The 19,347-nt window shown below is 64.9% G+C and carries 21 protein-coding genes, 1 pseudogene and 1 riboswitch; of the genes and pseudogenes, 7 read left to right on the forward strand and 15 right to left on the reverse strand.

Going from position 1 to position 19,347, the window contains the following annotated elements; genetic code table 11:
* Positions 1-9 precede the first annotated feature (9 nt).
* Positions 10-258: a hypothetical protein gene (locus ACFFF7_RS09410; RefSeq protein ID WP_379481102.1), complete on the forward strand. Its 249-nt coding sequence runs from the start codon at positions 10-12 to the stop codon at positions 256-258.
* Positions 259-316: 58 nt separating this feature from the next.
* On the opposite strand, the gene bktB is transcribed toward ACFFF7_RS09410, so the two are convergent.
* The 7 genes from bktB to ACFFF7_RS09445 all read right to left on the reverse strand — a co-directional run bounded on the left by bktB (position 317) and on the right by ACFFF7_RS09445 (position 5,451).
* Complete coding sequence (bktB, locus tag ACFFF7_RS09415; RefSeq protein ID WP_379481103.1) at positions 317-1,513, reverse strand: beta-ketothiolase BktB; 1,197 nt, start codon at positions 1,511-1,513, stop codon at positions 317-319.
* A gap of 236 nt (positions 1,514-1,749) precedes the next feature.
* On the reverse strand, positions 1,750-2,061 hold the full coding sequence (locus tag ACFFF7_RS09420) for a hypothetical protein (protein ID WP_379481104.1): 312 nt from the start codon (positions 2,059-2,061) through the stop codon (positions 1,750-1,752).
* Positions 2,062-2,084: 23 nt separating this feature from the next.
* Positions 2,085-2,291, reverse strand: coding sequence for a hypothetical protein (locus ACFFF7_RS09425; RefSeq protein ID WP_379481105.1), 207 nt, complete (start codon positions 2,289-2,291; stop codon positions 2,085-2,087).
* Between the two features lie 36 nt (positions 2,292-2,327).
* Positions 2,328-2,666, reverse strand: a complete 339-nt coding sequence (locus ACFFF7_RS09430) for a chaperone modulator CbpM (protein ID WP_379481106.1) — start codon at positions 2,664-2,666, stop codon at positions 2,328-2,330.
* The gene (locus ACFFF7_RS09435) at positions 2,663-3,556 is read right to left on the reverse strand and encodes a DnaJ C-terminal domain-containing protein (protein ID WP_379481107.1); all 894 of its coding nucleotides are present in this window, start codon (positions 3,554-3,556) and stop codon (positions 2,663-2,665) included. The genes ACFFF7_RS09430 and ACFFF7_RS09435 overlap by 4 nt, the downstream gene beginning before the upstream one ends.
* 185 nt (positions 3,557-3,741) lie before the next feature.
* Positions 3,742-4,119, reverse strand: coding sequence for a fluoride efflux transporter CrcB (gene crcB / locus ACFFF7_RS09440; RefSeq protein WP_379481108.1), 378 nt, complete (start codon positions 4,117-4,119; stop codon positions 3,742-3,744).
* Between the two features lie 20 nt (positions 4,120-4,139).
* A riboswitch (Fluoride riboswitch) is annotated at positions 4,140-4,215 on the reverse strand.
* An 87-nt stretch (positions 4,216-4,302) separates the two neighbouring features.
* Positions 4,303-5,451, reverse strand: coding sequence for a winged helix-turn-helix domain-containing protein (locus ACFFF7_RS09445; RefSeq protein ID WP_379481109.1), 1,149 nt, complete (start codon positions 5,449-5,451; stop codon positions 4,303-4,305).
* 86 nt (positions 5,452-5,537) lie between these two features.
* On the opposite strand from ACFFF7_RS09445, the gene ACFFF7_RS09450 reads away from it, so the two are divergent.
* From ACFFF7_RS09450 to ACFFF7_RS09460, 3 genes are all read left to right on the forward strand, one after another.
* Positions 5,538-6,128, forward strand: a complete 591-nt coding sequence (locus ACFFF7_RS09450; RefSeq protein WP_379481110.1) for a hypothetical protein — start codon at positions 5,538-5,540, stop codon at positions 6,126-6,128.
* 170 nt (positions 6,129-6,298) lie between these two features.
* Positions 6,299-6,832 (forward strand): DUF937 domain-containing protein, encoded by a 534-nt coding sequence (locus ACFFF7_RS09455; RefSeq protein ID WP_379481111.1) that lies wholly within the window; start codon positions 6,299-6,301, stop codon positions 6,830-6,832.
* Between the two features lie 40 nt (positions 6,833-6,872).
* Positions 6,873-7,253, forward strand: coding sequence for a nuclear transport factor 2 family protein (locus ACFFF7_RS09460; protein WP_379481112.1), 381 nt, complete (start codon positions 6,873-6,875; stop codon positions 7,251-7,253).
* Positions 7,254-7,307: 54 nt separating this feature from the next.
* Here the strand turns inward: ACFFF7_RS09460 and ACFFF7_RS09465 are convergent, their stop codons facing one another.
* The 6 genes from ACFFF7_RS09465 to ACFFF7_RS09490 all read right to left on the reverse strand — a co-directional run bounded on the left by ACFFF7_RS09465 (position 7,308) and on the right by ACFFF7_RS09490 (position 11,775).
* Positions 7,308-9,440, reverse strand: a complete 2,133-nt coding sequence (locus ACFFF7_RS09465; RefSeq protein WP_379481113.1) for a putative bifunctional diguanylate cyclase/phosphodiesterase — start codon at positions 9,438-9,440, stop codon at positions 7,308-7,310.
* A gap of 74 nt (positions 9,441-9,514) precedes the next feature.
* Complete coding sequence (locus ACFFF7_RS09470; RefSeq protein ID WP_379481114.1) at positions 9,515-9,964, reverse strand: globin domain-containing protein; 450 nt, start codon at positions 9,962-9,964, stop codon at positions 9,515-9,517.
* Positions 9,965-10,022: 58 nt separating this feature from the next.
* Complete coding sequence (locus ACFFF7_RS09475) at positions 10,023-10,316, reverse strand: TehB family protein (RefSeq protein WP_379481115.1); 294 nt, start codon at positions 10,314-10,316, stop codon at positions 10,023-10,025.
* Positions 10,313-10,696, reverse strand: coding sequence for a group III truncated hemoglobin (locus ACFFF7_RS09480; RefSeq protein ID WP_379481116.1), 384 nt, complete (start codon positions 10,694-10,696; stop codon positions 10,313-10,315). The genes ACFFF7_RS09475 and ACFFF7_RS09480 overlap by 4 nt, the downstream gene beginning before the upstream one ends.
* Position 10,697: 1 nt before the next feature.
* On the reverse strand, positions 10,698-11,057 hold the full coding sequence (locus ACFFF7_RS09485) for a response regulator (RefSeq protein WP_379481117.1): 360 nt from the start codon (positions 11,055-11,057) through the stop codon (positions 10,698-10,700).
* 28 nt (positions 11,058-11,085) lie between these two features.
* Positions 11,086-11,775, reverse strand: coding sequence for an alternative oxidase (locus ACFFF7_RS09490; protein ID WP_379481118.1), 690 nt, complete (start codon positions 11,773-11,775; stop codon positions 11,086-11,088).
* 125 nt (positions 11,776-11,900) lie between these two features.
* Between ACFFF7_RS09490 and ACFFF7_RS09495 the strand changes: the two genes are divergently transcribed.
* Together ACFFF7_RS09495 and fixJ are read left to right on the forward strand one after the other, a co-directional pair.
* On the forward strand, positions 11,901-13,403 hold the full coding sequence (locus ACFFF7_RS09495; protein ID WP_379481119.1) for a sensor histidine kinase: 1,503 nt from the start codon (positions 11,901-11,903) through the stop codon (positions 13,401-13,403).
* Positions 13,393-14,004: a response regulator FixJ gene (fixJ, locus tag ACFFF7_RS09500; protein WP_095687323.1), complete on the forward strand. Its 612-nt coding sequence runs from the start codon at positions 13,393-13,395 to the stop codon at positions 14,002-14,004. The genes ACFFF7_RS09495 and fixJ overlap by 11 nt, the downstream gene beginning before the upstream one ends.
* 111 nt (positions 14,005-14,115) lie before the next feature.
* Here the strand turns inward: fixJ and ACFFF7_RS09505 are convergent, their stop codons facing one another.
* On the reverse strand, positions 14,116-14,925 hold the full coding sequence (locus ACFFF7_RS09505) for an alpha/beta hydrolase (RefSeq protein WP_379481120.1): 810 nt from the start codon (positions 14,923-14,925) through the stop codon (positions 14,116-14,118).
* A 268-nt stretch (positions 14,926-15,193) separates the two neighbouring features.
* Here ACFFF7_RS09505 and ACFFF7_RS09510 point away from each other — a divergent pair.
* Positions 15,194-15,367 (forward strand): annotated as a pseudogene (locus ACFFF7_RS09510) (NAD(P)-dependent oxidoreductase); the annotation flags it as partial.
* A 33-nt stretch (positions 15,368-15,400) separates the two neighbouring features.
* Here the strand turns inward: ACFFF7_RS09510 and ACFFF7_RS09515 are convergent.
* A complete protein-coding gene (locus ACFFF7_RS09515; protein ID WP_379481160.1) occupies positions 15,401-19,291 on the reverse strand; it encodes a Tn3 family transposase in 3,891 nt (1,296 codons plus the stop codon).
* Positions 19,292-19,347: the final 56 nt, after the last annotated feature.

The following is a 19,347-nucleotide window of genomic DNA, read 5'->3' on the forward strand; positions in this document are numbered from 1 at the left end:
AGGCAGGACATGAAAGCAGCTGACAGTATCATCGAACGCGCCACGGCCCCGAGCCGGCGTCGGAAATTCATCCGGTCGCTCGAGGAAACCGCGGCACGGGCAGTGGTCACCGCAACCGTCACTTTCGCGGTGGGCTGGGTGCTCAAGAAGATGTTCGAAAAATCGGTGGCCGAAGCCGCCGAAGAAGGCGCAAAGGCCGGCGCCGCGGATGCTGACGCCAGCGCTCAAGACGCCACCCCTCCGGGCGGTTCCGCCTAGGGGGGAAGCGCGCCGGCCTTTGCATCAAAGCCTAGCCTATGGCCGCCGAGCGGGTGGATCACGAAAGCCTTGGGCCAAGCCGCTCGATGATCATCGCGATCCCTTGCCCGCCGCCGATGCACATGGTCACGAGGGCGTAGCGGCCGCCGGTGCGGGTCAACTCGTAGAGCGCCTTCACTGTCAACATGGCTCCGGTTGCGCCCACCGGATGGCCAAGACCGATCCCGCTTCCGTTGGGATTGACCTTCTCCGGGTCGAAACCCAGCAATTTGCTCACGGCGCAGGCCTGGGCGGCGAAAGCTTCGTTCGCCTCGATGACATCCATGTCGGCCAGAGTCAGCCCGGCACGGGCCAGAGCGATCGGTACGGCTTCGACCGGGCCCAGTCCCATGACTTCCGGCGCGACGCCGGCATGGCCCCAGGCGACGACCCGCCCCATGGGCTGCAAACCGCGGGCCTGCGCCGTCCGCTCTGACGCGAGGATCACCGCCGCGCCGCCGTCGTTGATGCCGCTCGCATTGCCAGCCGTGACGGTACCACCCTCGGGTTTGAATATCGGCTTGAGCGAGATCAGACTCTCGGAGGACACGTCCTGACGGACATGCTCATCGACTTCGAACGACCTGACTTTCCCCCGCTCCCTTACTTCGACCGCCACGATCTGCGACTTGAAGCGACCCTCCGCGATCGCCCGGGCCGCTCGGGCATGGCTTTGCGCGGCTAGCGCATCCTGCGCCTCGCGGCTGATCCCGTGGCGCGCGGCGACATTCTCGGCGGTGACCCCCATATGCCCCGCGCCAAACGGATCGGTTAGAACCGCGCTCAGTGCATCGACCATCACCTCGTCGCCCAGGCGACGTCCCCAGCGCATTGCCTTGGTGACATAGGGGGACTGGCTCATGCTTTCCGCGCCCCCGGCCACAGCAATCTCGCATTCTCCAAGGGCGATCATCTGCGCCGCGGAAATGATCGCCTGCACACTCGATCCGCATAGCCGGTTCAAAGTGAGCGCCGGCGTCCGGTCCGGGATGCCGGACGCGATCGCCGCGATGCGAGCGAGATAGGCGTCGCGCGGCTCGCTCTGGATCACCTGCCCCATGACCACATGGCCGACGTCCTCGGCCGCGATCCCGGCGCGGGCGATCGCTTCGGAAATGACGATACGGCCAAGCTGCCAGGGCGCGACGTCCTTCAGGCTACCACCAAAGTCGCCGATCGCCGTTCGCGTACCGGCCAAAATCACAACGTCTTCCAAGATCGCTCCTTTCAGCGAGCCGCTGGCATGCAAGCCGCGATGTGATGCTTAAAACATCAGTTCTGATTTATTAGCGCGGATAAATGAAGATGTATACCTATGGAATCATCTCGCGGCGGCGTGGGTCGCGTAGCGGGGTGCCGAGGATTAGAGGCTCGCGCCGCCGACGCTGGCCGAAGATGTGCCCGGTCACGTCTCCTCGGAGCCAGGATCGCTATTGCGATCGCTTCGGAGCGCTAATGGATGCAGTTTGCAACTTGCTCGGCCAGGATACCAAGCTTGTGCAAGGGCCCGTCCCCGATGCGACGGCCTTCATATTGTTCCGCGGTCCACCGAAAGGCATCGAACACGCTGTCAAAGGGTCCGGCGGACATCGCCGCGCAGCGGCCAAAGCCCGGCTCCAGAAACCAGCAACCTCGGTGGTCACTGTGACAATCCGCGTCCAGGCGAACGAACAGGGCAATCAGGCGATCGTCCCGAAAGACCTGCAGACCCTGAACATCCTCGCAGCCCGTGTCGACGCACACGGGGGAAAAACTGTAAGGCATCTGTCTACTCCTGAAGCGGACCCTTACAGATTTGCGCCACTCTCGTCGTTAACTTCGATTTTGTGACCGCGCGATTTGTCGATGATGCTCCACGACACGCCGAATTGTATCGCGGTTGAGTCCTGTTCTTTTTCACAGGCGTTCCACAGTCTTCCCCGCTCTTTCCGCCGACTTTCCCACTGCGCGCGAACCAGGCGCGTCACCGGTGTGCCTTTGGCGATAATCCCCATCTTGCTCGCGCCTATGGGCGGGCGGCGAATGGCCAACTAGGGCCGGCGCTTGCCCAGGCGATAGTAGCGCTGGCGGAGGCGGCTCCCACGCCGGGTCACCCTGCCCTGCCCGGCAGGTCCTGCTCGCTGCATGGTCTCGAGCGCGCGGCGCAGGCCATGGATCTGGTCGAGCAGGTGGAGAACGATCTCGATCCCTTCGTCGTTAATCCCGAAATCGCCTTCCAACTGATGAATGAGCCGTGCTCTGGCGGCATCCATCTCCGAGAGCTGCAACGTGCCGGGGTGCTCGGCGACCAGCCATTCGCTCTCGATCCAGGTCGTCAGAACCTTCCGTGCGATACCCGTGCGCTGCACGAAGTCGTCCAGGTCGATCATCGGCTTGTCTCCCGCGGATTATGTGCCCTGCCCGCCTCCCAGCTTTTCACGAAGGCTTCGAGCTCCGGATCGGTCGGCTTGGGCAGTACGATCTTCAGCCTGACCAGTTCGTCGCCGCGGCCGCCACCTGCACGCGGGGCCCCCTGTCCCTTCAGTCGCAATGTGCTGCCGCTGTTCGAACCGGCCGGCACCGTCATCGACACCTGGCTCGTGGGTGTCGCCACCTGGATCTTGCCGCCGAGCACCGCTTCGCTCAGCGAGATCGGAACCTCGAGAACGAGATCATCGCCTTCTCGCGCAAATCGCGGATCGGGCAGAACCTCGAGCATGATATAGGCGTCACCGGGGCCGCCGCTGCCAAAGCCCATCGCGCCCTTGCTCTTGAGGCGCAATGTCTGGCCATCGACGACCCCGGCGGGAATCTTGACGTCGAGCGTACCACCACCCGGCAGGGTCAGTCGCTGTTCGCCGCCCGTGATCGCCTGTGCCAAGGTCAGGCCCAGGCGGAACTGGAGATCCTCGCCGCGCCGATTGGGCTGCGCTCTCCCGCGTTGCCGGAACAAGTCGGCGAACAGGTCCTCGTCGAAATCCGCAAAGCCGCCGCTGTTGGCATATCGGCCGTAATCGTTGCTGGCATAGTCCCGGTAATAGCCCTGCGGCGGTCGCTCGGCGCCGGTCTCGTCGATCTCGCCGGCGTCGAAGCGACGCCGCTTTTCGGGATCGCGAAGGAGATCATAGGCTCCCGCGACGGCCTTGAACTTGTCTTCAGCCGTACGGTCGCCGGGATTGAGATCGGGATGGAGGGTCTTGGCGAGCTTTCGGTAGGCCTTCTGAATTTCATCCGCCGAGGCTGTCGGCGATACCCCCAAGACCTCATAAGGACTGCTCAACGTCGTGCCCTCGCTCCTGTATCAGTGGCCCAGCGCGGCATAGCCGCGTTCATCCAATTTTGTTGCGGTCGGGCCAAAAACAAGATTTCGGTGGGGGCTGGCAGCACGTTTTTCTTCTGGCTCCGTGCCGCCGTCGGGGCCGCCGGCAAATGATCGCTGACACTCAATCCAACCTCTAATCTGCATCAACCGAAGCGGCGAGCCGCCACCACGACAACGGCCAAAACCGCGAACGACAGAACGAGACTGCTAAGGACGTAGCCTATCGCCGCGGCCTGTTCGCCGCGTTCCCACAGGCTGTACGCGTCAAGGCTGAACGTCGACCAGGTGGTGAAGCCGCCGATGACGCCGGTGGTCAGGAAGACCCGCAACTCATGGCTGGTTCCCGAGCGCATCGACAGCACTCCGACGACCAACCCCATCAGCGCCGAGCCGAACACATTTATGGCCAGCGTTCCATAGGGAAAGCTCGGTCCGAGCAGTCGGAGCGTTAAGAGACCTACCAGATGGCGTAGCGCGCCACCCATCCCTGAACCCATGAACACGATGAAGAACAAACGCATGATTCCTCCTTCGCCAGATGGCGCCGGTAGGAATCATCGTCCCGTGCGAGGGCGGTTCGGCGACATGCCAGGCAGGAATCCATTGCCTTCCGCGACATTTAAGTCGGGCGATATAGGCGGTCAATAATAGCCAGAACGACGCGACCGGCGGCGCTCACCGCCCATGCTTCGGGCTGGCGGGTCCTAGCCCAACCGAGGCGCGCCGCCTCTGCCGCTCGTGACCAGGCCGGACGACGACGCCGAGCGGCCTTCAGGCCTGTCCAACTCACGGCGCGCCAGCGTCATGGCAACGACCACGCCCGCCGAGAACAGCGCGCCTTCGACGAACGCGCAGGCCGTCTCGGCCACCGGACCAAGACCCTGTTCACCGAACAGGCCGCCGATCTGCGCAAGGCCGATCCGCGATTGCGGGAATGTCTGGACGAGTTGCTCGAAACTCCCGGCCATGAGATGTCCGCCAAGAAGAACGACAACGCTGCCCACCGCACCGCCGCAAAGCGCCGCGCGCGCTGCGACAGAGCGAAGGGAACGATCAAAGCTGCCCATGCCGGACAGGGTCGCGCCAAGGCCCACCCCGGCCCCTAGGAAAAGCCCTTCGAGCCCGCCGGTAATCGCAGCCGGCGACTGGCCGAACAGGAGATTGAACGCGTCGATCCCGAGCAACTTCACGACGCCGCCGACGATCATTCCGCCGACTGCGCCGCCAAGAGTAAGCCATGGGCGTTTTCCAGCGGCTTCGGCCCAAGCGATCCCCAGGCTGACACCCGCGCCGCCCACGAGCGCCACCGCCAGGGTGAGCCAGAGCAACACGAAGACGGAGGACGCGGCGCCGCCTCCGCCTGGCAGCGGCGGCGTCGCGGCGACAAACCCATAGGCGAGCCCGCCGATCAATCCGGCGCCCCCAGCACCCAGCGTCCCGGCTCCCGCCATCATCGCCATGCGGCGAAGAGCCGAGGGCGGGGCCGGTGGGGGAAGGGTGTGGGGGGCCGCATCTTCGGCCGGGGCAGAGCTTTCGCGCCAGTCGACCTCGGCAATGAAGCGGTAGCCATGCTTGGGTACCGTCTCGATGAAATGCGGACGGCTCGCATCGTCACCCAGACGCTGGCGAAGGAGCCGGATGCACTGGGTCAGCGCCTCGTCGGTGACAGGCACATGTTTCCACACTTCCGCCAGAAAACGGTCCTTGCCGACGAGCGACCCGGCATGGCGCACGAGAAGCGCCAGTGCGTCGAGATAGCGCGCGTTGAGCTCGACCGGAACGCCGTCACGCAGCAGGCGCCGATCCTCGGGATCGAGGACGAACTGGCCGAAATGATATCCACGCGGCGGCACTTTTCAGCAAAACCTCATATGCTTCTCATGACGCTCATCGGTCTTTCCGCGACCCTGATGATCTCATCTCGAATGGAGGCGATATCATGGATGATCATCGGAACGATAGTTACGCAGCGTCCGACAATGGCAGGCTCAAGCAGGCGCTCAATCCGTGGCGGATCTCGGCTTGGGGGCTCGCGTTGCTCCTCCTCGCGCTCCCCGCCATCGCGATGAGCTACACCCCGCAGGTGCGTTGGGACGAAACCGACTTCCTCGTCATGGGCCTCATGCTCGGCGGAACGGGGCTCGCCGCCGAATGGCTGGTCCGGCGCTCGCCCAATCCATGGTCCCGCGCGGCCGGCGTGGTATCGCTCCTCACCGTTTTCCTGACGATCTGGGCAAATCTCGCGGTCGGCATGATCGGGTCGGAAGACAATCCCTTCAACCTCCTCTTCGCGGGCGTGCCCATCATCGCCTTCATCGGCTCGGCGATGGCGCGCTTCAAGCCGCTGGGCATGGCGATCTCCCATGGCGCGGCTGCCGCTGCCCAGGCAGGCATCGCGGCGATGGGCGCACAAATTGATGCGCGCGGCGGAACATTCAGCGCTCTGTTCGCCGGCCTCTGGCTTATCGCCGCGGTCCTCTATTGGCTGGCCGCCTCGCGGGCCGAGGGCGCGGCGACATCGTCGCGGTAGCCCTTGATCCAAGTAGCCACGCTCGCTTTTGGCGCCGCAGGGCTGAGCGAACTGTCCGCCTCATCGCTGCGCAAGTATCGGCGCGGCTGAAAGCCTGTTGACGCCCTGACCGATGATGCCCACCCCTGGGTGCAACGCTGCCCCGCCCCACATGGAATTGGAGACGTGACATGAACCTTGCCGATCTGCTTCCCGAAGGAAGCCTCGACGCCTTGACCCAGCAACTTGGCATTTCACGCGAAGATGCCGAACGCGGGGCGCAGGCTCTTCTTCCCTCGCTCATCGGCAGTATCAACGGCAAGACAGCGGCCCCGGTTGAACCGGCGGGTCTGGCGGCGCAGGTCCAGGCGCTGGGCGGCTCGGGGCTCATCGATAATGTCGTCGGCTCCAACCCCACTGACACCGGCCTTGGCAATCAACTGCTGGCGAGCCTGTTCGGCTCGAAGGACGTCAGCCGGGAGGTCGCCGGGCAAGCATCGCAAGCCACTGGCCTCGATCCCGCGATCCTCAAGAAGATGCTCCCTATCCTCGCGATGCTCGTCGCGGGGCACCTCGCCAAGCGCTCCGGGGGGCAGCAGGGCGGACTGGAATCCATTCTCGGCAGCATTGCCGGTGCGCTCGCCGGTAGCGGCGGGTCCTCCGGGAGCGCCGCATCAGCCGGCGGACTCGGCGGCATATTGGGATCGATCCTGGGCGGCCGTTGACCGCCCTCCCCTTTCAACCGACTTTGGGGCAGGCCTGCTTATGGACGACTGCGCGCAGATCGAGCATGCCGAAGGCCGGCTTCGCGCGGCGATGCTTGCCAGCGATGTGACGACCCTCGATGCCCTGCTCAGCCCCGATCTGATTTTTACCAACCAGGTCGGCGTGCGGCTCGACAAGGGCGATGATCTCGGCGCTCACCAGTCCGGCCTGCTTTGCATCGAACAACTGGACCCCATCGAGCCAGCCCTCATTCGCCTCCTGGGCGACAGCGCGGTGGTCTGCGTCACGGTCCAGTTGTCGGGATCATACGACGCGCAACCTTTCAGCGGCACCTTCGCCTATACGCGCTGCTGGCACCGGCTGCCGGGCGATCAGTGGCGCATCGAGGCGGCCCATTGCTCGCCCGTCGTTCGGCCATGATCGTTCCGCAGGATCGGCGCAGTCGTTGACCGGCCGACCGCTTCCCTCGCGCTCCTAAGCTCGCAACGCCACGGTCTGGAACGCGCTCGCGGCTTGCGGACGCCCAAACAGCCAACCTTGCAAGCGGCCGCAACCCGCGATGCGCGCAAGCTGCGCCTGTCCCGGCGTCTCGACCCCTTCGGCACAGACTTCAAGATGATAGGCCTTCGCCAGGCCGACGATGGAGATCAGCACCTCTCGCATGTCAGGCTGCGATTCCAGCGGAGCAAGGAACGACCTGTCGATCTTGAGCCGGTCGATCGTGAGTTGCTGTAGATAGGCGATGCTCGCGAACCCCGTGCCAAAGTCGTCGAGCGCCATGCGGATACCGAGTGAGCGCAGCCGGTCGATCACCGCCGCGGCGACCTGGGGACGGCGCAGCAGCAAGCTTTCCGTGATTTCCAGCTCCAGTCGCTCGGGAGGAAACCCGGTCCGTTCCAGGACCTGCTGAACCTCGTCGTAGAGATTGCCATCCCAGAATTGCGCCGGCGACAGGTTGACGGCCAGATCGAGCCCGGTCTCGCGCATTTCCCGGCAGGCATGGAGAAGCACCTGGCGGCCGATGGCGTTGATGAGCCCGCTGATTTCGGCGATCGGAATGAACACGTCGGGCGGAACATCGCCATGGACAGGATGAGACCAGCGCGCCAGCGCCTCGACGGCGACGACTTCACCCGACTGCGCATCCACGATCGGCTGATAGCGGACATAAATCTCTTCGTCCTCGACCGCGCGCTTGAGATCCTGCTCGAGCCGCTGGCGCCGTTCATGGCTTTCGTCGAGCGAGGGGTGGTAGACCCGCGCGCAGTGCCTGCCCGCATCCTTGGCGGCATACATGGCGACGTCTGCCTTGCGAATGAGCTCTTCCGCGCCGTCGCAGGATGCGTCGGTCTCGAAATAACCGATGCTGGTCCCGATCGTGATGCTGTAGGCGCCAACCTTGAAAGGCGTCGAGAACGCTTCGAGAATGGCCTCGCATGTCGCGGCCGCCGCGCCAGGCGATGGCGATCCCAAGAGAACGGCAAACTCGTCGCCGCCCGCGCGCGCGATGAAGGCCTCTCCCGCCGCGGCCTTCAGGCGACCGGCGGCTTCCTTGAGCAGGAGATCGCCGGCACTATGGCCGTAGACATCATTGGCGTCCTTGAACCCGTCGAGATCGAGGAACAGCAGGGCCAGTCCTTGCCTTGCCGCGACAAGCTCGTCCAGCCGCTCCCCTAGCGCGCGGCGATTGGGCAGTTCGGTCAAGGTATCGTGATCCGACAGATGCCGGGCAAGAAGCTCGCTTGCGCGCAAAGCCTCGATCGACTGGCTGCCCCGGCGAAGAATTAGGCCGGCTGCCAGAAAGGCGACGAAAGCCACCGCCAGGATCGCCGGCACCAGATGCTGCCTCAGCGATGCACCCGGATGATGCGACCGCCATTCCAGCCAGGCGATCCGTTCGCCCGACCGGCCCTTGATGGCGATGGCGTCCATTCCCGCTGTCCGGGTCCCCAGCGTCATCCGCACATCGTGGACATTGAGTTCGCTCGTGAGGTCCGCCAAGAACGCCTCGTCGACGTGGCGGGCGATGACCAGAAGGCGGGTCGGCCCTCGGGGCGCCGCGATCTTACCCGTCAAGGGCACCACGGCGGCCGTGGCATAGACCATGACCTGGTGGCCCGAGCGCGTGAAGCCACTGACGATCGGGCTGCCCTCAGGCGGCAAGCGCCTCACTTCGGCGATCGAGCGGACGAAGTCGGCGCCAAGACGCAGGTGAGCGGTGTTCGCGGCGATCTTTCGGTCTTTGAAGCTGTAAAGGGTCCGATCGTCCGCGCCGAGCACGAAGATGTCGGAATATCCCTGGGTGCGGCCCAGATAGGCCACGACATTGTCATCCATCCAGGCCGCATCGAACCTCGAGCCGATGTGCCGCACGGCATCGTCCCATTTGGCGTAATCCTGCAGATCGTGCTGCACCATCGCGGAAGCGGTGGCGAACACACCCCCGAGCGCCTGCCGCTCCCGCTCGAGCTGCTGGGCATCCTGCGCGCGGGTGCTCAGGAAGATGAGCAGGAAGATGAAACCGAAGCATACGCCGAGCAGCGACAGGAGCGGCCAAAGATACTGCCGTGGCACAGAAACGCGGAGAAGACGGACAGCTGCGGGCATGGACTCGCGATATCGCAACTTGGTTAAAGCTCTCCTGTCGGCTGCCTCGGGAAAGGATGCCCCCCCGCGACCGATCAGGCCGCGCTGGCCTCTTCATAGGCCTGGGCTTCAGCAGCGATGAGAATGTCGGCGAGCATCCAATAGGCCTCGCCCCAGGCGGCCAGCACATCGTCCGTGGCGACTTCGGCGCCCAGCACCTCACGGATCGCCGGAAGGAGAGCGGCCGCGACATGGGGATAATGCTCTGGCCTGACGCCGGTCTCGACGTGCCGGGCGACCATGCGCTGCACGGCGCTTCCAAGGTTCTGGAGCTTGTCGATATTCTTGGCATAGGCTAGGATCGCGCCGGCCAGCCGGCGCGGCTGCTCACCGCTTTCCTGCGCCGCGCGATCGAACATGGCGGCGATCTCGGGATCCTGCAGCAGCCGGGCATACATGGCCGTGGTGATCTCGACGCCGTGCTTTTCGAGAGCGGGAGCCGTCGCCTTGACGATCTCCATGGCGGCGGGGGAGGCAGTACGCATAAGGGAACTCCTTGATAGGCTATCGAGGTTGGGACGAGAGGATGTGCCAGTCAGGCGATCAATCCACCCTTAGAAATTCGACGTGGAAGCGGACCGGGCCGACCGGCGCTACATGGTGCAGGATGGTCGGTTCGACCACGCCCGGCTCGCCCGCGGCGGTGAGGATCTGCTCCGAAGGCGGCCGGCGCTCGTCTGTCACCACATAGTGAAGCGCGCCCTCTTCCACCCGGATCAGGCCCCAAGTGCCCTCCTTGGTCGAATGGTCGCCCAGAAGGCCTGCCGGAATGGTGGTTTCGGTAAAGGTCGCGGTGCGCTTGTACGGTTTGGCGTTCGCTAGGATCGCGGCAGTCATGCGGCGCTCCGTTCGCGATGAAACTGCATTCCCAGCTGAAGGCTTTCGGCGATGCGGGCCGCCTTGTCCTGGAACGCCCTGGCGACGGCCGGCGCGAGAAGTTCGTCCGTGGTCTCTCGCCAGATCGCGAGCCAGCGAGCAAAGGCCTCCTCACTCAGCGCCCTTTCGTGACGGATATGGGCGGGCATCGGCTGGCCCTTGTAGCGCCCGCTTGCCAGCATCACCGACGACCAGAAATCCTTCAGCTTCGCCAGGTGATGGGGCCAGTCGTCGATGGCACTCTCGAAGATCGGCCCGAGCAACGCATCCGCCCGGACGCGGGCATAGAAGGCAGGCACGAGCAGGTCGATGGCGGTTTCGTCGAGGGAGCAAGCGGACATGTCAGGCGGCCTTGGTGGAAGCGATGATGGTCAGGAGGGCATCGGTAAGCTCGTTGCCGAGCAGCGGCTTTTCGATCAGGACCGCTCCGAGCGGCTTCATCCGTCGCCGGAGTTCCCGCGAGGGATTGGTCGCCAGCAGGATTGCCGGCACGGCGACACCCTTGTCCCGCAGCTCCTGCAGAAAGCCGATCCCATCGGTGCGATATCGCTGGTCGATGACGAGACATTCGGTCGCCGCGGGATCAGCGCCCGGCACATTGCCATCCGCGGGCAGGAACCCCTCGAGGCTCAGGGCGAACTGCAGGGAGGACAGGACAGGCTGATCGCTTTCGAACAGCAGGACCGGGCGATCCAAGACCATGTCGTGTCCTTCCGCAGTCAGGCCGAGGTCAGGCGGCTTTCTTCCAGTTGGGGACGAGCTCGGCGTGGGGCGGGCACTGCGCGACGGCTCCAACCGGCAACCCGCCCAGTTCATTGGCGAAGCCGTGGTTGACGTCGCGGTGGTGCGCCTCGTCCGCGCGGACGACCAGCACCACGTCGCGCAAGGTGGCGTCCTCGGGCAGCCCCCAGTACCGCTTGGAAATCTCGGGCGCCGGCACATTGGCGCTGCGGCCCTCGTCGATTTCCGCGAGATAGAGCGTGTAGCTGATCACCGCCTCTTCCTCGAAATAGCCGACGACGCGGTGGGCCGTCTTGGCGCTCAAGAGATAGAGAGCAAAGAAGAAGACATAGAACACCCATTGCACGCCGATGATCACGGCCCGCTCGAACCAGGTCGGCTTGGAAATCTCGATGAAGGTCATGAGGTGCATGCGCTCATTTTCGGCCTCGTCCATGAGCGTCTTGATCCAGCCCTTGTCGTCGCACATGCGGCGCAGGCAGGCGAGGTGGTTGATCGTCGCACCGACCATGCCGGGCACCGCAGCGACGGTCTCGAGCACGACGGCCCGGTGACCATAGCGCTGGGCAAAAAAGGTGTCCGCGCACCAGCGCAAGACCTTGGTGAAGCCGAGCGCGACCTTGTCGGAAAGTCCGCTGGCCTTGTGGTGAACGCCCAGATCGATGAACGGTGCAGTCATTGTCGTGTCTCCGATGGCGACGCGATTGACGGGGCGCCGCTGATGGGCCGTAAGTAGACGGGGAAAGGAAGGACGAAAATTTGGATGATGTCCCTACCGCAGTGCCCCTAAGGGACTTTCCGGAGGTGGCCCGCGGCAATGGTGCAAGCCGGCTCCTGCCGCGGCTCGCCCTGCCCGCTGCCCTGGGCGTCGCGCTGCTCGCGATCGCCGGCGGCCTCGCGGTGCGGCTCCTGTTTGCCGATCAGCTCGGCGCGCGCGCGACCTTCATCTTCTTCGTCCCGGGCGTGGTTGCTGCGAGCGCCCTGTCAGGCCTTCGCGTCGGCGCGATGGCTTCGCTGGCCGGCGCAGCCGCCGGCCTGTGGTGCGACCACCTGACAGGCCCGATCGAGGAAGGCAGCGTGATTGCCGCGGTGGCCTTCGTGGCGATCGGGCTCGCCATCGCGCTGGGGGGCGAGTGGTTTCAGCGAGCCCGTCTGGCTTCGGACGAGGCTGCTGCCGGCCTCGCCAGCCGAGAGGCGCATCTGCGCTCGATCCTCGACACCGTCCCCGACGCCATGGTGGTGATCGATGCTGCGGGACTCATTCGTGACTTCAGCCCTGCCGCGGAACGGATGTTCGGCTGGAAGGCGCAGGAGATCGCGGGCCGCAACGTCCGGCTCCTGATGCCCGAGCCCTACCGCGCAGCCCATGATGGCTATCTCGATCGCTATTACCAGACCGGAGAGCGCCGCATCATCGGCAAGGGCCGTGTCGTCGTCGGCGAGCGCCGCGACGGATCGACCTTTCCGCTCGAACTCGCCGTCGGAGAAGTCCAGGCCAACGGACAGCGCTTCTTCACCGGCTTCATCCGCGATCTCACCGAGCGCCAACATGCCGAGGCGAGGCTGCAGGAACTGCAGAGCGAACTCGTTCACGTCTCGCGGCTGACCGCCTTGGGTGAAATGGCCTCGGCCCTCGCCCATGAACTGAACCAGCCCCTCTCCGCCATCGCCAACTATCTCAAGGGCAGCAAGATGCTGCTTGAACGCGAGGAGGATCGCAACGACCGGGTTATCGATGCGGTCGGCCGCGCCGCCGCCGAGGCGCTGCGCGCCGGGGAAATCATCCGCCGGCTGCGCGATTTCGTCGCGCGCGGCGAAACCGAACGAACAGTCGAAAGCCTGCCGAAGCTCGTCGAGGAGGCGAGCGCGCTGGCGCTCGTCGGCGCCAAGGAGCATGGCATACGCGTCCAGCATGACTTCAGCCCTGAGATCGACCTTGTGCTCGCGGACAAGGTGCAGATCCAGCAGGTGGTGCTCAACCTCGTTCGCAATGCCATTGACGCCATGGCCGGGACCGGGTCGGGGCCACGCGCGTTGACGATCGCCATCGCGCCGGCCGACACCGACATGGCGCGGGTGACGGTCGCCGATACCGGCCCGGGCATCGCGGCCGATGTGGCCGACCGGCTGTTTCAACCATTCATCACCACGAAACGCACCGGCATGGGTGTAGGCCTGTCGATCTCGCGCACGATCGTCGAGGCCCATGGCGGGCGCATCTGGGCGGAATCTCATGAAGGCGGCGGGGCCGTGTTCGGCTTCACGCTGCCCAAGGCGGACAAGGAAGGGCCAGACGATGGCGAGTGACCCGATCGTTTATGTGATCGATGACGACGATAGCGTCCGGCATTCACTGGAATTTCTCCTCGATGTGGCGGGGATACGGGTGCGCTCCTATGCTTCGGCAGACGCTTTCCTCAAATCATCGCCGCCGCTCGCCGGCGCCTGCCTCGTGACCGACGTGCGCATGCCGGGGATGACCGGGATCGAGCTGGCCGAAAAGCTGCAGCACGGGGGCGCAGGAGTCCCTGTCATCGTCGTGACCGGCCACGCCGACGTCCCGCTGGCGATCCAGGCCATGAAAGCCGGCGTGGCGGACTTCATCGAAAAGCCGTTCGATGACGAGGTCATGCTGAGCGCGATCCGCAACGCGCTGGCTCGCACCGCGGGAGATGCCGCCTCCGCCGCCGAAAGGCAGGCCATCCTCGACCGCATCGCCACGCTCAGCCCGCGCGAGCGCGAGGTCATGGACGGCCTCGTCGCGGGCCAGGCTAACAAGGCGATCGCCTATGACCTGGAGATCAGCGCGAGGACGGTCGAGGTCTACCGCGCCAATGTCATGATGAAAATGCAGGCAAAGACCTTGTCCGACCTCGTCCGGATGGTCACGATCGCGCGGCTATCCTGAGAGGCACCAAGGGGCGTCCTTGATAATCGGCGGAAGGGCTCGCCCGGCCCTCCGCAACCGTCGGACAATGGAAGGGGCCGTTCTCAACGAGACAGCCCCTCCCCCGTCAAATCAGGACGGGCTCATCGGTTCAATGCTGCGGGCGCCAGATCCGGCACGAACGCCGTTGCGCTCGATGAACTGGAGCGCCGTCTGCGCGACCTCTTCCCAGCCGGGCTCGTTGCAGATGAAGTGGCTCCGGCCTGGAAAGGACACGAACTCCGCAACGCTCCCCTCATCCTTATAGGCCCTGTGGTTCTTCTCGGTCAGATGCGCCGGAATGATCTCGTCCTCCTCACCGCCGATCAGCAGCAAGGGCGCGTGCGGCGCGTCGAGATCGATCCGGCCGTCCTCGCCCATGCAGTCGCGCAGGATATTGCGGCTGTCATGCGTCGCCGTCGCTTCGAACGCGCGCTCTGCCTCCCCTTCGCTCAAACTGTTGGCGAATGCGCCGTGGAAGGTCTTGGCATCCATGTAGATCGGTTCGTCACCCTTCAGCGGGTTGGCGATGATCGCGCTGTTCTTGAGAAAGCCCCAGTCGAAGTCGACCATGGCATTGGGCGCGACGGAATCGATCGCCACCCCGGCCGACAGCAGTCCCCGGCTCAACAGGATCTGGGTAATGAGACCGCCCACCGAATGGCCGATCATCACCGGGCGGTCGAGGCCACGCACCGTAGCCTCGATAGATGCGATGACATCCTTGAGGCGAAGTTCGCCCAGACCCGGCGGCGGATTATCGCGCAGCGAGCGCGGATCACCTTCATGCAGCGGCCAGGCCGGGGCGTGGCAGTTGTACCCCTTGTCGCTAAACATACGGATCCAGTTTTCCCAGCTTTTGGGGTTCTGGAACATGCCGTGGACGAAGACGATGTCGGTCATGCGATAATCTCCTGCTGATCTGCGCCTTCCCGGTGCGCGACCGTTCAGGATGGGTTCCTCGAATGCCTCGAGGCACAGGGACGAGAACGCGCAACCATGAATGGCGTTGCCCGGGATGAATTCTCGCGATGACGGCGCCTCGCCGCGTCGTCGTCCCGGTGGCTTCCTCCATCCTGTACCGGCGCCTGGGCTCCTAATGTTTCGCTCCGTCGCCAAGGCGGAGAACCGATCCGCGGTGGGCGAGTTCTCTTGTGAGAAGGAGATGTCCATGAGCGATACCCAGGGGATGATTCACGAAGATGCGCTTCCGGGTCACGAGAGCGGTCTCGATCCGCGGCCAGAGTGGCAACCGCGCTACAAGGGTTCCGATCGCCTCGCGGGCAAGGTCGCGATCATAACCGGTGCTGACAGCGGGATCGGCCGGGCGGTGGCGGCTCTCTATGGGGGCCGGTGAGAGAATGTTCGAAAACGTACGCTAAGCATCCCGACCGTTCCGATGGAGGCGGAGCGGCCTGAACCGCTCGCGGGGCTTGTCCATCTCGCTCCACAGATAGTCGCCAGTGAGGCCGATATGCTCCCAGCCCAATGGCGCGACATGGGCAAGCAGTTCGTCCAGCACCTCGACACCGCTGGCGCGCAAATGCCGGACGGCGCGGTCGAGATAGACGGTGTTCCAGAGCGTGACGGCCGCGGTGAGCAGGGTCAGGCCAGAGGCACGATGGCGCTGGTTCTCGAAGGTGCGGTCGCGCAGTTCGCCGAGGCGGTTGAAGAAGATGGCGCGGGCGAGCGCGTTGCGGGCCTCACCCTTGTTGAGGATGCTGCCGGTGCGACGCCGCTGTTCGGGATCGTCGAACCAGTCGAGCATGAACAGTGTGCGCTCAATCCGCCCGATCTCACGCAGCGCGCGGGCGACGGGGTTTTGACGCGGGAAACCCGCCAGCTTGCGCAGCATGACCGAGGCACTGACGGTGCCGGCGCGGATCGAGGCGGCGAGCCGCAGCGTCTCGTCCCAATCCTCTTCGATCGCGCGCACGTTGACCGGGCCCGCGACAAGTTGGCGCAGCGTCGGCCAAGGATCGAGCGACGACAGGCTATACAGGCGGCGTTCGTTGAGGTCGCGAATACGCGGTGCGAAGCGGAAGCCGAGCAGATGGCACAAGCCGAAGACATGATCGACCGCCCCGGCGGTATCGGTCGCATGTTCGCGGATCACCAGTTCACTCTCATGATCGAGCAGGCCGTCGAGGACATGCGCGGCCTCGCCAGCATTGGCGGCTATGACCTTGGTATGGAACGGCGTGAAGCGGTCGGTGACGTGGGTGTAGAACAGCACGCCGGGTTCGCTGCCGTAGCGGGCGTTGCGATCGGCGCGCGCCTCGCCCTGACCGCCGGCGCGGAAGAACTGCCCGTCCGAGGACGATGTGTCGCCCGGTCCCCAGACCTGGGCGAGCGGATGCGCGGTGTGGCAGTCTACGATCGCCGCCAGCGCCGACAGGTACGTTTCATCGCGCACATGCCATTCCGCAGTCCAGCGCAGGCGTGACAATGTCAGCCCACGCGAGCTTTCCGCCATGCGCCCGAGGCCGAGATTGGTCGCATCGGCGAGGATCGACCCCATCAGCGCGGACTGGTCAGAGGCCGGCTCGCCACTGCGGGCATGAACGAAACGGTCGGCAAAGCCCGACCACGCGGCGACCTCAACCAGCAGGTCCGTAATGCGGACACGCGGCAGCATCGCGTAGAGCCGGGCCTTCAGCGCCTCGGCATCGTCGGACGGAGATCGCCGGATCGGCGAGATCAACAACTGCCCGCGCTCGATCGTTACGTCGACCAGTTCGCCGGCCGCGGCTGCGCGCTCCACCTCGGTCATGCGCTGGGTCAGCATCGCGCGCCGTTCCTCATACCATTGAGAAAAACGGGACGGCACGGCGAGGCGCAGATCGCTATCGGTGCGCATCGTCTCAAAGGCGGGCACCGGCAGCAGGTAATCGTCCAGCGTGCGATAGGCGCGGCTGCCATCTACCCAGATGCTGCCTGATCCGAGCCGTTCGCGCAGGTGGACGATCACCGCGATCTCATAGGCGCGGCGGTCGATTGTCCCTTCGGCCGGCTGCACGACCTTGTGCCAGCGTGGCTTGATGAAGCTGGTCGGCACACGCTTCGGCAGGACCGATCGGCCGTCGCGGTACATCGTTCGCAGCGCCTCGATCGCGCCGAGCAGCGGATCGCCCGATCTCGCGGTCCGGAAGGTGAAGGCGGCGAGGAAGGTCGGGGCGAACCGCCGCACGGCAGGGTAGCGTTCGACCACTTCCTCCAGACCGTCATCGGCCGCACGCGTCAGATCCTCGGCGAAGCGGATGCTGCGTTCGAGCTGATCCCAGCCCACCCGGTCATCGATCGTGCGAAAGGCGTCGCGTCCGCTCGCGCGTGCATCGACCAGCAAGCGGCCGAGCCGGACATGAAAGCGCGCCGTGTCTTTCAGCATCCGTGCCTGCCCGAGCAGCCGGTCGGACCGGGTACGGTCGGCGCGGCGGAACAGCGCCCCCACCATCTTCTCGACCATGACCAAGGCGGCATCGGTCAGCGCCGCCTCCATCTCGATCATGGAGGCGACCAGCATCGCGAGTCGGCGCGGGCGTTCGAGACGCCGGAGGTGTTGCGCAGTGACGATGCCGGCGGTCCGGGCGATGACGGCATAGCGGGCGGCATGGATACGTCGTGCCCGATCGGTTGCGATCCCGATGCCGCGCACCGCGTCGAGCCGTTCGACGATCCCCTTCAGGTTCGACGCCGATGGCGCTTCCGGCCATTCGCGTAGCCATCCCAGACGGGTGCGACCATTGTCATCGGATGCGATCAGGCGTTCGAGTGCCGCTTCCTGATCGGCCGAGCAATCGCGGATCAGTCCGGCATGGGCGGCCTTGCGTGCATGGGCCCGCACGATGAGGGCGAGCCGTTCCAGCGTCGATGCCGCAGGCAGAACAATCCGGTCGAGCCGCAGGCGATTGACCATGCCGGCGACGATCGCCTCGCCCCGATCGGTCGAGGTGGCGATCTCTGATCCCAGTGCCAGCGTCGATCGTACGTCGATCCGGTCAAAGGCGCGCAGACCAAGATACGCTTCGATCTCGGCGCGATGCTCGCGCAGCGTCGTCGCACGGGCAGAATAGTCGTTGGTGTTGCAGGACAGCGATTGCACGCATCCGAGCGCGAACATGAAGCCGCGCGCGCTGTTCACCCAGTCCGCGCCGATGGCGAGCACGCTTGCGATGTCGAAGGCGCTGATGATCTTGCCCGCCGCGCCGATACTGATGCGGTCGCGGATACCCGCACCCGTCAGCACATTGTGGACGAACAACAAGCCCTCACGCATGGGGACGCCGATATGGTTCGAGAATTCCGAAGGCGCGGCGCCGGTGCCGCCCTCGGCGCCGTCGACGACAATGTAGTCGGGGAAGATCCCGGTTTCCAACATCGCCTTCACTATCCCCATGAACTCCCAGGGATGGCCGATGCAGAGTTTGAAGCCAACGGGCTTGCCACCCGAGAGCGACCGCAGCTCCGCGATGAACATCATCATCTCCAGAGGCGTGGAAAAGGCGGAATGGCGCGCGGGAGAAATGCAATCCTGCCCCGCTCGGACATGGCGCGTTGCGGCGATCTCAGGGGTGACCTTGGCAGCCGGGAGAATGCCGCCATGGCCAGGCTTCGCGCCCTGACTGAGCTTGAGCTCGATCATACGCACCTGTTCAGAGGCGGCCTGCGCTGCAAAACTCTGAGGCTCGAAGCGGCCGAGCGTATCGCGGCAGCCGAAATAGCCGCTCCCGATCTCCCACACCAGATCACCTCCGCCTTCGCGATGATGGGGGCTGATGCTGCCTTCGCCGGTATCATGATAAAAGTCGCCAAGCTTCGCGCCCCGGTTGAGGGCACGGATCGCATTGGCCGACAGCGCGCCGAAACTCATTGCCGAGATATTGAGGATCGACGCGCTATAGGGGGCCGCGCATTGACCGCCCCCTATGACGATCCGAAAAGTGCTGGGATCGGGAAGCTCGACTGGCCGGAGCGAGTGGCTGATGAATTCGTACCCGTCCTGATAGACGTCAAGCAACGTGCCGAACGGCTGATCGTCCTGCTCCACCTTGGCGCGCCGATAGACCAGCGATCGCTGTGCCCTCGAAAAGGGCACAGCCTCCTCATCCGCCTCGAAAAGATACTGACGCAGCGCAGGCCGGACGGCTTCCACAAGCCAGCGGACATGCGCGATAATCGGATAATTGCGCCGCAAGCTATGTTTGGGCTGTCGCCAGTCCCAGGCGCCCACGGCAACCAGCACGGTCGCGGCCACGGCCAGGCTCCACAAGCCATGATGATGCGGCGCGAGCGCAAAGGCGACCAGCGCGATGGCAGCGCACAGCG

It is taken from the genome of Novosphingobium aquiterrae (assembly GCF_042434435.1).
GTDB classification, from domain to species: domain Bacteria; phylum Pseudomonadota; class Alphaproteobacteria; order Sphingomonadales; family Sphingomonadaceae; genus Novosphingobium; species Novosphingobium aquiterrae.